Raw genomic sequence first — 12,569 nt, 5'->3', positions numbered from 1 at the left:
TGCCGGATTGCCAGGTTGTTGGTCGCCGGATTGATGGAGGAGATGGTATGCCCCAGGTCGCTGCTAGAATTACTCATGATCAGGAAAAATGGCTCAAGGACTACTTCAAGACCAAGAGTGCCGGGGCCGAATTCATCCTGCCGTGGGCTGTGGATGTCTTCTTTAAGTCCATCCGCACCGTCTCCAGCGATTTTTCCGTCGCTGAGCTCAAGACCATTCTCGAATCGCACCGCGAGGTGAAGCTGCTCCCCAACCAGTCGAAGCAGGCCTATCTGCTCCTGCGGGTCGAGGAGGCGTGCGAGGAGCACAAGGTGCACATCCAGCACGGGGCGAGCAAGAGCAACCTTGAGGTTAAACTCCGGCGGCTCAGCGATCTTCATGCCACGGCGCTGATGATCTGGGCCACGGCCTATTGGGTCAGCAGGGCCTGGAATGGCGTTTCCATTGAAGATTACGTCAAGCTCTCCTGCGGTTAGCCCCGTCGTTCCTTGAGGGTCGTTTCCCGCCGGTTCTCTCCCTGTGCCGCGTCGGCCCGTGTCGACGGGTGCGCGTTCTTTCGGGGTGGAGGCTCACAGTGACCAGACTTCCGTGCATCCTGACCATCGCCGGGTCCGATTCCGGGGGCGGAGCCGGGATTCAGGCCGATCTCAAGACCATCGCCATGCTCGGCGGCTATGGGGCCAGTGTCATCACCGCGCTCACCGCCCAGAACACCAGGGCCGTCACCGGCATCCAGGCCCCCACGGCCAAATTCGTGGCCCGGCAGCTGCAAACGGTGCTCGATGATATTCAGGTGGATGGCGCCAAGACCGGCATGCTTTTCTCTGAACCCATCATCAGGGCCATCGCCCCGATTCTCTCGGCACGGCGGTTTCCGCTTGTGGTGGACCCTGTCTGCGTGGCCACCTCCGGAGCCAAGTTGCTCAAGGCCGAGGCGGTTGACGCCATGGTCGATCTGATTTTTCCCCTTGCCGATCTGGTCACGCCCAACCGGCCCGAGGCCGAACTCTTCACCGGTGTCGAGATCCGGGATCGCGACGACGTGTTCCGGGCGGCCCGGATTCTGCTCGACATGGGGCCGCGGGCGGTGCTGATCAAGGGCGGACATGCCGATTCCCTGGCCGTCACCGACTGGTTTGTGGCCGCCGGGGCCGAGCCTGTGCCGTTCATGCAGCAGCGGGTGGATACCGCCTGCACCCACGGCACGGGCTGCACCCTTTCGGCAGCCATCGCCACTGGCCTGGGGCAGGGCATGGAGATGGACGCAGCCATTCTCCGGGCCCAGAAATATCTCAACCTGGCGCTCAGGGCCGCCTACCGTCTGGGCGAGGGCGGAGGGCCGCCCAACCATCTGGCCCCCTGGATCAAGGAGCGCGCCCGGGCCGGCATACTGCGCGATCTCGACCGTTTGGGCAGACGGCTGGCCGCCATGCCCGGCCTGCACGCCCTTGTGCCGCGAGTGGGGGCGAACGTGGCCGTGGCCCTGCCCCATGCCGAGGACGATTCCGAAGTGGCCGCGTTTTCGTGCGGCATTGTCGGGTCGCGCCGGGGCGATCTCGTGGTCGCGGGATTCCCGGAGTTCGGGGCATCGGCGCATACTTCGGCCACGCTCCTGGCCTGCCGCCGCCTGAACCCTGAGCTGGGCTGCGCCATGACCCTGGCCCTGACCCCGCAGGTGCGCAGCGCCCTCGACCATCTCGACATGACGGTCGTGTGGATGGACCGGGAGGGCAGGCCGCAGTATGTCGGGGAGACCGGCGGGCGGTTCGAGGCCTGGGGTGCGTTCGAGGCGGTGCGGAATCATCCGGCGTCCGCGACGGTGGAGGCTGTGGCCGACCCCGGCGGATTTGGGTGCGAGCCGCTGGTCCGCCTGCTGGCGGAGGATGTCGCGTCGTTGAGCGCCAAGCTGTGCCGGGTCATCGACTGCATCCGGTCAGGGGACGATTACTGATCGAAGTCTGACCGCCCGCGCGTTGTGCGGCGCGTGGATGGTTGACATATTCGGCAATGCTTGCTTAATAAGCACCTTCTTTTCGCGGGCGTGGCGGAATTGGTAAACGCGTCAGATTTAGGATCTGGTACCTCACGGTTTGGGGGTTCGAGTCCCTCCGCCCGCACCATGTCATGCAATATTATGCGCCCGCCGGGCGCTCCAGGAGGATACGTCGCGATGGAATACAATGTGGAAGAAATCTCTCCGGTAAAACGGAAAATCATGGTTCAGGTGCCTGCCGAAGAGGTCAACGCCGCCTTGACGGCTACGATCGCCATGTATCGGATGCAGGCGGACGTCAAGGGATTCCGCAAGGGCAAGGTGCCTTCTTCCGTGGTGGAGTCCAAATACCGCAAACAGGTGTACGGCGAAGCCACGACCGATTTGATCAACTACCAGATCAACGAGATCATGAGCGGCCTGAGCCTGCAGCCCATGTCACGCATCGATGTTGATGCCAAGGAGTTGGTCCGCGAAGAGGATTTCACCTATTCCATCACGTTCGAGGTGGCTCCCAAGCTCGACCTGCCCAAGTACAAGGGGCTTTCCGTCGAAGAGGTCAAGGCCGTTGTCGATGACGCCGAGGTAGCCGAGGTCGAGAAGCGCATCCTGGAGAACAACGCCGAGGTCAAGGTCATTGAGGATGTCCGTCCGCCCAAGGATGGCGAGGTCGCCTCGGTCAGCTTCGGGGCCTACCGTGACGGCGAGATCGTCGAAGGCATCAAGGCAGAGAATTTCGACTTGGTGATGGGCCAGAAGCAGGCCCTGCCGGAGTTTGAGGAACTGCTCAAGACCATGACCACCGGGGAATCCGGCGAGACCGACATCACCTTCCCCGAGGATTTCATCAACCAGAATCTGGCCGGGCAGACCGTGACCATGAAGGTCAAGCTGCACGCCGTCAAGGAGCGCATCACGCCCGAGATGAGCGACTCCGTGGCCATGAAGGCCGGATTCAAGGATGTCGAGACCATGCGGGCCGGCATCCGCGAATCCTATGCATCCCAGCGCAAGCAGATGCACAAGTCCGCGGCCCAGAGCCAGCTGCTCTCGACCATCATCGAGGGCATTGCCGAGTTCCCGCTGCCGCCCGCCATGGTCGAAGATCGCATCGACCGGCTGGTGCAGGACCTGGAGTACCGGCTCGACCGCCAGGGCAAGGGGTTGCAGATCCTGGGCAAGACCCCGCAGCAGATCCGCGACGAGTTCAAGGCCGAGGCTGAGAACACCGTCAAGACCGAGATATTCCTGCTGGCCGTGGCCGCCGAGGAAGGGCTGGAGATCACCCCCGAGGAGATCGAATCCACCCTGACCCAGCTGGCCATGCAGACCAGGCAGCCCCTGCACGAGTTGAAGAAATACTACGAGGACAACAACCTCGTCGTGCCTCTCAAGGACCGTCTGCTGTGCGACAAGGCCTCTGAACTGATCTACGACGCCGCCGAGATCAAGGAGATCGATCCGCCCACCGGCGAGACAGACAAGGAGGCACCGGCCAAGAAGGCACCGGCCAAGAAGCCCGCCGCCAAGAAAGATGAAGCCAAGCCCGCAGCCAAGAAGGCGCCTGCCAAGAAGGCCGCTGCCAAGTCGGGCGACAAATAGCCGACAGGATCGTCGATGACATGCGGCGACCCGGAGTCTCCGGGTCGCCGTTTTTTTGTCACATTCCTCTTGACCGCAGCCGGTTCATGCCTATTTACTCCAGGCTGTGGAAAGAAGTTTCCCCTTGTCGTTCAAGGGGAATTGCCGCATACTGTATCCGCCTGACATCGAGCGGAATCGGTCTTGCAAGTGTCCCTCAGGCGGGAACGCGTGTAAGGTTTTGCATGCCGCCAGCCGATAAACAACAAAATGCTCCCAAGGAGACGCTCATGGTCGCCATACCGATGGTCATTGAAACGACCGGTCGCACCGAACGCGCGTACGACATCTACTCCCGGCTGCTCAAGGACCGCATCATCCTGCTCAGCAGCGCCATAGACGACCACGTGGCGAGCCTGATCTGCGCCCAGTTGCTTTTTCTGGAGTCCGAGGATCCGGAGAAGGAAATCTACATGTACATCAACTCTCCGGGCGGAGTGGTCTCGGCGGGCATGGCCATCTATGACACCATGCAGTACATTTCGGCTCCGGTGTCCACCCTGTGCCTCGGCCAGGCCGCCAGCATGGGAGCGCTGTTGCTCGCCGCTGGCGCGCAGGGAATGCGCTACGCGCTCCCGCACAGCCGGATCATGATTCACCAGCCCCTTGGCGGCACTCAGGGGCAGGCGTCGGACATTCACATCCACGCCAAGGAAATCCTGCGGTTGCGGGACGAACTCAACGGAATCCTGGCCGGGCACACCGGCCAGAAACTGGACAAGATCCGCGATGACACCGAGCGCGACTATTTCATGTCGTCCGAGGAGGCTGTCAAGTATGGCCTGATCGACAAGGTCATGCACTCCAGAGCGGATGCGCAAGAAGGACGCAAAGGATAGGTTTTTCATGCCCGATATCAAGAAATCATCAGACCTGAGCTGCTCATTCTGCGGCAAGACCCAGGTCGACGTGCAGCGGCTGATCGCCGGGCCTGACGTATACATCTGCGATGAATGCGTCAGCCTGTGCAACGACATCATGGCCCAGGAGACCGTCAGCGAGGAATTCGAGGATGGCCGTCTGCTGCCGCCGCAGGAGATCAAGGCACTGCTCGACGAGTATGTCATCGGCCAGGAGCAGGCCAAGAAGATCCTGTCCGTGGCCGTGCACAACCACTACAAGCGTGTCTTCTACGCCGCGGCCAACACGGGCCCCGACGAGGTGGAAATAGACAAGAGCAACATCCTGCTCATCGGTCCCACCGGTTCGGGCAAGACACTGCTGGCCCAGACCCTGGCCAGGGTGCTCAAGGTGCCGTTCGCCATTGCCGACGCCACCACCCTGACCGAGGCGGGCTATGTGGGCGAGGATGTGGAGAACATCCTTGTCCAGCTCCTGCAGAATGCCGACTACGACATCGACGCGGCCAGCCGCGGCATCATCTATATCGACGAGATCGACAAGGTGGCGCGCAAGGGCGACAGCCCGTCCATCACCCGCGACGTGTCCGGCGAGGGCGTGCAGCAGGCCCTGCTCAAGATCATCGAAGGCACCGAGGCCAACATCCCGCCCAAGGGGGGCCGCAAGCACCCGCAGCAGGAGTTCATCCGCATGGACACCTCGAACATTCTGTTCATCCTCGGCGGCGCGTTCATCGGCCTGGACAAGATCGTCCAGCAGCGCAAGCAGGGATCGGGCATGGGCTTCGGGGCCAAGGTGGAGGCCAAGAGGGAAACGGACCTTGGGGAGATGATGGGGCTGGCCGAGCCCATGGACCTGATCAAGTTCGGCCTCATCCCCGAATTCGTGGGCCGTATCCCCATCCAGACCGCTCTGCAGGATCTGACCGAGGACGACCTCATGCGTATCCTCCAGGAGCCCAAGAACGCCCTGATCAAGCAGTATCGCAAGCTGTTCGAGCTCGACAAGGTCGAGTTGCGCTTCACCGAGAATGCCCTGACCTCCATCGCCAAACAGGCCATCCAGCGCAAGACCGGTGCGCGCGGCCTGCGCAACGTGCTTGAGAAGTCCATGCTTGAGATCATGTACAAGCTGCCGTCGCTTTCCGGCGTGCGCGAGTGCGTGATCAACCAGGCCGTTGTCGAGAACGGCATGGAGCCGCTGCTTCTCTACCACCAGGAAGTGAAGTCGGCATGAGCGCGGAGAGGGGTTGGTTGACAATCCCTCTCCGGGCCTTACCTCACTCCTGTCAATGGCCGCAGCCCGCCTGATCGGGGACGCGGCCCCTATGTCCAACCCTCGGAGGAATCCATGCCGACCTTCGGTTTTGACGGCAAGAAGTCCCCTGAATCCTTGACCCTGCCCATGATGTCGCTGCGGGAAGTGGTCATGTTTCCCCGGTCCATCGTCCCGCTGTTCGTTGGCCGCGAGGCCTCGATCAAGGCGATAGAGACTGCGGTTGCCGATTTCGGCAAGCAGATTTTCCTGGTAACCCAGAAATCCCCAGAAAAAGAACACCCCGAACCGGACGACCTGTACGCCATCGGTACGGTCAGCAAGATATTGCAGATGCTTCGCCTGCCTGACGGCACCATAAAGGTGTTGTTCGAGGGCGTATCCCGCGCCACCTGGGAGCCCGCCTCCAAGCGGTCTGCCCATGAGGTGGACCAGGAGGGCGGATACCCCAGCGCGCGTGTGAGCATCATTCAGGAACCGGCGGCGGTCACCGCCGAGGCCAGCGCCCTGGTGCGCGCAGTGCACGAGTCCCTCGACGAGTTCGGCAAGGTCAACAAGAAGGTGGCCCCCGAGGCCATCCTGGCCATGTCCACCCTCAAGGATCCCGGCCCGCTGGCCGATCAGGTCATGCCCCATCTCAAGATAGATTTTGCGCGCAAGCAGCAGATTCTTGAGGAGCTGGACCCGTCCAGGCGGCTTGAGCGGGTCTTTGAGCTGCTGCTTGGCGAGATCGAGATCGTCTCCATCGAGAAGCGCGTCAAGGGACGCGTCAAGGAGCAGATGGAGAAAAACCAGCGCGAGTACTATCTCAACGAGCAGGTCAAGGCCATCAACAAGGAGATGGGGCGCGAGGACGATCCGCAGGCCGAGGCGCAGGAGCTTGATTCCCAGCTGGAAGCCAAGATCATGTCCGACGAGAACCGCGAGCGCGTGCGCAAGGAGATCAAGAAGCTGCGCACCATGCAGCCGAGCAGCGCGGAATACACCGTGGTCCGCAACTACGTGGACTGGGTGCTCGACCTTCCCTGGGGCAACATCAAGGACGACACGGGTGTCAACATCAAGGAAGCGCGCAAGATCCTTGACGAAGACCACTTCGGCCTGGAAAAGCCCAAGGAACGCATTCTCGAATATCTGGCCGTGCAGTCCCTGGTCGAGTCCATGAAGGGGCCGATCCTCTGTTTTGTCGGCCCGCCCGGCGTGGGCAAGACCTCCATTGCCAAGTCCATCGCCCGGTCCATGGACCGCGAATTCCTGCGGCTCTCCCTTGGCGGCGTGCGCGACGAGGCCGAAATCCGGGGTCACCGGCGCACCTATGTGGGCGCCATGCCCGGCAAGATCATCCAGTCGCTCAAGCGGGTCAAGCACAACAACCCGGTCATCTGCCTGGACGAAGTGGACAAGATGAGCGCGGATTTTCGCGGCGACCCCTCGGCGGCCCTGCTGGAGGTGCTCGACCCGGAGCAGAACTACGCCTTCAACGACCATTACCTGGATCTGGACTATGATCTGTCCAAGGTGTTCTTCATCACCACGGCCAATAACCTCGACGGCATTCCGCTGCCCCTGCAGGACCGCATGGAGATCATCCGGCTGCCCGGCTACCTCGAAAATGAGAAGGTGGAGATCGCAAAGGGGTTCCTCGTGCCCAAGCAGCTTGAGCAGCACGGGCTGAAGACCGAGAACATCAAGTTCTCGGACAACGCCATCCTCGACATCGTCCGTTACTACACGCGCGAGTCGGGCGTGCGCAACATGGAGCGCGAGATCGCCTCCATCTGCCGCAAGACGGCCATGAAGGTGGTGGAGGAGAACGACCGCGACAAGGTTGTCCATGTCACCAAGCAGGGTCTGGAGAAGTTCCTGGGCGTGACCAAGTTCTCCTACGGCGAGTGCGAGAGCGAGGCCCAGGTGGGCGTGTGCAACGGTCTGGCCTGGACCCAGCTCGGCGGCGAGATGCTGCTGGTCGAGGTGGCGCTCATGCCCGGCAAGGGCAAGGTGGAGATCACCGGCAAGCTCGGCGATGTCATGCAGGAGTCGGCCCGCGCGGCGCTCTCCTACATCCGCGCCCGCTCCGATCTGCTCGGCCTCAAGCCCGACTTTTACAAGCGGGTGGACATCCACATCCATGTGCCCGACGGTGCCACGCCCAAGGACGGTCCCAGCGCGGGCATCACCCTGACCACCGCGCTCATCTCCGCGCTGCTGAATATCCCGGTGCGCCACGATCTGGCCATGACCGGCGAGATCACCCTGCGCGGGCGCGTGCTGCCCATCGGCGGCCTGCGCGAGAAGCTGCTGGCCGCCCATCGCGGGCTGATCAAGACCGTGATCATCCCGTCGGAGAACGAGAAGAACTTGAAGGACGTGCCCAAGGACATCCTCAAGGACCTTGAGATCATCCCGGTCAAGACCATGGACGAGGTCATCGACCGCGCCCTGGAGAGCGGCGTGGAGACCATCCTGTGTCCCCACCACGGCGAGCCGCCCGTGGCCAACGAACTGCTCAAGGAAGATCAGCGCAAACCCGCCCACCAGTAGGGCGGTCCGCGTGTCTGATTGATTGCGATATCGATTCAAGGGCCGGACGGTTTTGCCGTCCGGCCCTTTTGCATGCTGGTGTCGCGTCCTCGAATATGATTCAAACGAAAAAGCGCGACGCGAGAACCGGGCGGTTGTCCGACTCCGCCGGCACGGCGTGAGCGGGCCTTGGCACAATACGGCTTTGCGCAGTTTGCGGACATCACATCAGGAGGGGGACATGATCACCATACCCAGGGAAACGCTGGAAATCATGGAAGACGAGGCCAGGGAGGCCTCGCGCAACGCCTACGCGCCCTATAGCGAGTTTCCGGTCGGGGCCGCACTGTTGGCCGAGGACGGCGAGGTGTATGTGGGCTGCAACGTGGAGAACGCGTCATTCGGCCTGACGGTCTGCGCCGAGCGATGCGCAGTGCATGCCGCCGTGTCCGACGGGCGCGGGCGGGGCGATCTCTCCGCACTGCTCATCTATGTGCCGGGCGAGACGTGCCACTCGCCGTGCGGGGCGTGTCGCCAGGTGCTCAGCGAGTTCCTGCTGCCCGACACTCCGGTCTACTCGGCCTGCGACACGGGCGAGATCGTGGCCTGGACCATGGATGAACTGCTGCCGGACTCCTTTGAGCTCCCGGTGGCGAGCCAGCCGGAGTAGCCATGCTGCCCCAGGAGATCATCCGGGCCAAGCGCGATGGCCGTCCGCTGTCCGACGAGGAAATAACCCAGTTTGTCGCGGGCATGACCGATGGCACCATCACCGAGGGACAGGTGGCCGCCCTGGGCATGGCCGTGTATTTTCAGGGCATGACCGGGCGGGAGAGCGCGGCCCTGACCCTGGCCATGGCCCGTTCCGGGGCGATGCTGTCCTGGGACGTGGACGGCCCGGTGCTCGACAAGCATTCCAGCGGCGGGGTGGGCGATCTGGTCAGCCTGGCGCTTGGCCCCATGGTGGCGGCCTGCGGCGGCTATGTGCCCATGGTCTCTGGCCGGGGGCTGGGCCACACGGGCGGCACCCTGGACAAGCTTGAATCCATTCCGGGCTATCGGACCATGCCGGGTCGCGAGGAATTCCGGCGGGCGGTCCTGGGAGCCGGGGTGGCCATCATCGGCCAGACCGACGATCTGGCTCCGGCGGACAGGATATTCTACGCGGTCCGCGATGTCACGGCCACGGTGGAGTCGATCCCGCTTATCACCGCCTCCATCCTCTCGAAAAAACTGGCCGCCGGGCTCCACGGGCTGGTCATGGACATCAAGGCCGGGTGCGGGGCGTTCATGCCCACCTTTGAACAGGCTGAGGCGCTGGCCCGCAGCATCGTCAGCGTGGCCGCCGGGGCCGGGCTGCCCACCGTCGCGCTGATCACGTCCATGGACGAGCCGTTGGCCCCGTGCGCAGGCAATGCGGTGGAGGTGCGCGAGGCCGTGCGCTACCTGACCTGTGCGGCGCGCGACCCCCGGCTGCATGCCGTGACCATGGCCCTGGGCGGGCGGATGCTGACGCTGGGCGGGCTGGCCGGAGACGAGGCCGCGGCCAGGGCCATGCTGGAGCGCGCCCTGGACAGCGGCGCGGCTGCAGAGCGGTTTTCGCGCATGGTCGCTGCCCTGGGCGGCCCAGTGGACTTCATCGAGGCCTGTGATCGGTACCTGCCCAGGGCGCGGACAACGTTGCCCGTCCTGGCCACGCGCGGCGGGCGTCTCGCGGCCTGGGACACGCGCGCCCTGGGGCTGGCCGTGGTGGAACTAGGGGGCGGACGGACCGCAGCCGGGCAGGGCGTGGATCATTCGGTCGGGCTGACCGATATCGCCCGGACCGGGCAGTGCGTGCGGGCCAAAGACGTGCTGGCCGTGGTCCATGCCGCGTCGCCCGCCATGGCCGAGGCGGTGCGGGACAGGGTGCTGGCCGCTGCCGTCATTGATCCCATGTCTGAAGAGGGTGCGCCCCAAGACCCCGTGTCCGTGGTCTTGGGCTGTTGCGAGTGATGTTCGAAGGCTCTCTTTCCGACAGGAGAGGGGCGCGGCGGACCTGGCCCGGTCAGGCCAGGAGCGACAGCCCGGTTGCGGGGGAATCCCCGAGCAACGCGCCTGCGGACGAAGAATCCAGGGCGTTCTGGTAGGCGGCTGCGCCCGCGTTGCGGATCATCTTCATGGGCGTGCCCGACTCGGAGTCCTTGGCCCCAGAAAAATCCGGTCTGTACATGTGTTTGAGTTCCAGCGGGTCGATGCCCTGCATCTGGCGTTCGCGCTTGCGCTTCTCTTCCTCCTCTTCAGCCTTTTCCGCCTGCCGGGTCTTGGCAGGCATGGCCTCTGTGGCGTTGGAAAGGCTGGAGCGCATCTTGACGCCAGTGATCTTCTCAAGCTCTTTTTCGATGTCCCTGATGCGGGTCTTCTGCTCTTCCGTGGGCTGGGCTTCGCTCATGGACATGATCTGCGCCAGCAGATTCTTGAGGTATTGCGCGCGCAGCTCCTCCTCGTGGGTGAGCTGGCGCTGGGTCGGAATGGAACTGGTCTCAAGTTGCAGTTCTTCCTCGGTCTTTTCCGGCTTCATGGTCAGGGCTCTTTCGGACACGGTGCGGATCAGACCGCGCGCTTTGTGCACGGTCGTCGTGCCGGATGGGAACAGGCTGGTCGAATCTATGGTCATGCTCATGCTCGCTCCTGGGGTGGGAAAAGATTGCCTGCCGGAAAACGCAGCAAGAATCAGTCCTGAACAGGGAGCGGGGGAAGGGGGATATGAAAAAAACCCCTCGCGGGAGGGGTTTTTTTGATGTCTCTTGCGGCTATTGCAGCTTGGAGGCGATGTTGTTTTGTATCCAGCTCGGATCCCACCATTCGATGGGCTGGACCGGGGTGCCCGACACGTTGATCTCGTAGTGGAGGTGGTCGCCTCCCGCGAGCCCGGTGATGCCGGTGTGTCCGACGATGTCGCCCCTGGACACGGACTGGCCCGCGGTGACCTCCATGGAACTGAGGTGGGCGTAGACGGATTGCAGACCAAGGCCGTGGTCGATGACGACCACGTTGCCGTAGATACCGAGGAAGTCGGCAAAGACGATGGTGCCGGTATTGCCCGCCGGGACTGGGGCGTGCTTGAGGCTGGCCAGATCAAGGCCCAGGTGGGTCTGCTGATCGACGATCTTGCCCTGGTAGTAGTAGTCGCGCGAGTCGGCGAAGCGCGCCCTGTTGGCCGCGTTGGGCAGCCGGGCGAAGACGCCGCTCCAGAGCATGACCGCCGAGGTCTGCCTGCCGAGTTCTATCAGCTTGTCCCGGTTCTGCTTGCGGACTTCACGGTTGATGTAGAGGTACTGGTCCAGAAGCGAGCCCGTGTTCGGCACCAGTCCCTGGAATTCGGGAATGGTGGTCTCGAAGAACGAGTCGGACAGATTGATGCGGTCCTTGCGGAACTGGCGCGCGTTGGCGTGGTAGCTGAAGGCGCGCGTGGCACTGTTGCCCGCCTTGTCGGTGGCTTCGATGAGCGGTTTGAAGCTGGCGGGCGGGGTGTCCCAGGGCATGGCGAACATGCAGTAATAAGTGTTGTCGCCCGCAGGTTGCAGGTAGCCAGGGAAGAACCGCTCGCCAACCCGGATGCCGGTCTGCGCAACCGGTTCGGACAGGGTGTAGACCATCAGCCCGCTGCCGCCCTGGTTGAGGTTGATGGTGTGTGACTGGACCGAGATGCGCGGGGGGGTGGCGTCGAGGACGTAGTTCTTCTGGACGGTGGTCACGCCTGCCGCGCCAAAGGGGTAGATGGAGGCGTCGCGCGCGGTGATCTCGACCGTGAATTCGCCCTCGGCGATCTCGCCCTTGGCGGGGTCGATGGTTTCCCCGGCCTGCATGGTCCCGTCAGGGAAGGTTTGGGTCGCGATCACGGTCCGCTTGCCTTTCTGGATGATTGCCACGTCAAGGGACTTCAGGCCGCTGCCGGAGTCTTCGGCAGCCACCGTCACCTGCGTGGCCTTACCAAGCTCAGGCCCGTCCGGGCTGATGGTCACGACCGGCGGGGCCGTGTCCTTGAAAAGCATCACAGCGCCGGCGATGAGTGCAAGAATGACTATGACCGCCGTCAGGGCCAGGGGAAAACCCCTGCTTCCTTCTTTCTTCATTGGATTGGTGCTCTCTTTGTTCGGGTCTCAGTCCGTTGTGCGAAATTCTAGAGTTACTCTATACATATCCGGGCCAGGAGACAAGGGTGGTGGATACGAAATCCGCAGGAGTCCGCAGAGGCAAAAAGGCCGAGCCTCGCGGCGCGGCCTTAAGGGGGCTGAGT

At 63.1% G+C, this 12,569-nt stretch carries 10 protein-coding genes and 1 tRNA gene; 9 read left to right on the top strand and 2 right to left on the bottom strand.

All coding sequences use genetic code 11. The features are described 5' to 3' along the window. The first annotated feature begins 47 nt into the window (after positions 1 to 47). From DAES_RS09260 to deoA, 9 genes are all read left to right on the top strand, one after another. Entirely contained in the window at positions 48 to 476 is a 429-nt protein-coding gene (locus DAES_RS09260) for a hypothetical protein (RefSeq protein ID WP_013514772.1), read from the top strand. 98 nt (positions 477 to 574) lie between these two features. Next, positions 575 to 1,951: a bifunctional hydroxymethylpyrimidine kinase/phosphomethylpyrimidine kinase gene (gene thiD / locus DAES_RS09255; RefSeq protein ID WP_013514771.1), complete on the top strand. Its 1,377-nt coding sequence runs from the start codon at positions 575 to 577 to the stop codon at positions 1,949 to 1,951. An 84-nt stretch (positions 1,952 to 2,035) separates the two neighbouring features. After that, positions 2,036 to 2,120: transfer RNA gene (locus DAES_RS09250), tRNA-Leu, on the top strand. A 50-nt stretch (positions 2,121 to 2,170) separates the two neighbouring features. After that, entirely contained in the window at positions 2,171 to 3,595 is a 1,425-nt protein-coding gene (tig, locus tag DAES_RS09245; RefSeq protein WP_013514770.1) for a trigger factor, read from the top strand. A 269-nt stretch (positions 3,596 to 3,864) separates the two neighbouring features. Then, positions 3,865 to 4,473: an ATP-dependent Clp endopeptidase proteolytic subunit ClpP gene (gene clpP, locus DAES_RS09240; RefSeq protein WP_013514769.1), complete on the top strand. Its 609-nt coding sequence runs from the start codon at positions 3,865 to 3,867 to the stop codon at positions 4,471 to 4,473. Between the two features lie 7 nt (positions 4,474 to 4,480). After that, complete coding sequence (gene clpX / locus DAES_RS09235) at positions 4,481 to 5,731, top strand: ATP-dependent Clp protease ATP-binding subunit ClpX (protein WP_013514768.1); 1,251 nt, start codon at positions 4,481 to 4,483, stop codon at positions 5,729 to 5,731. Positions 5,732 to 5,845: 114 nt separating this feature from the next. Continuing rightward, positions 5,846 to 8,311, top strand: a complete 2,466-nt coding sequence (gene lon, locus DAES_RS09230; RefSeq protein WP_013514767.1) for an endopeptidase La — start codon at positions 5,846 to 5,848, stop codon at positions 8,309 to 8,311. Positions 8,312 to 8,531: 220 nt separating this feature from the next. Continuing rightward, on the top strand, positions 8,532 to 8,960 hold the full coding sequence (locus DAES_RS09225) for a cytidine deaminase (RefSeq protein WP_013514766.1): 429 nt from the start codon (positions 8,532 to 8,534) through the stop codon (positions 8,958 to 8,960). A gap of 2 nt (positions 8,961 to 8,962) precedes the next feature. Next, positions 8,963 to 10,285, top strand: a complete 1,323-nt coding sequence (deoA, locus tag DAES_RS09220; RefSeq protein ID WP_013514765.1) for a thymidine phosphorylase — start codon at positions 8,963 to 8,965, stop codon at positions 10,283 to 10,285. 52 nt (positions 10,286 to 10,337) lie between these two features. On the opposite strand, the gene DAES_RS09215 is transcribed toward deoA, so the two are convergent. Together DAES_RS09215 and DAES_RS09210 are read right to left on the bottom strand one after the other, a co-directional pair. Beyond that, entirely contained in the window at positions 10,338 to 10,952 is a 615-nt protein-coding gene (locus DAES_RS09215) for a hypothetical protein (protein ID WP_013514764.1), read from the bottom strand. Between the two features lie 130 nt (positions 10,953 to 11,082). After that, positions 11,083 to 12,405 carry a M23 family metallopeptidase gene (locus DAES_RS09210; protein WP_013514763.1) on the bottom strand — a complete coding sequence of 441 codons (1,323 nt, stop codon included), beginning with the start codon at positions 12,403 to 12,405 and terminating at the stop codon, positions 11,083 to 11,085. Between the last annotated feature and the right edge of the window lie 164 nt (positions 12,406 to 12,569).

This window comes from Pseudodesulfovibrio aespoeensis Aspo-2 (assembly GCF_000176915.2).
GTDB lineage: Bacteria > Desulfobacterota > Desulfovibrionia > Desulfovibrionales > Desulfovibrionaceae > Pseudodesulfovibrio > Pseudodesulfovibrio aespoeensis.
Note: the sequence above shows the minus strand (reverse complement) of the source record. Positions and strands in the feature narration are given on the sequence as shown.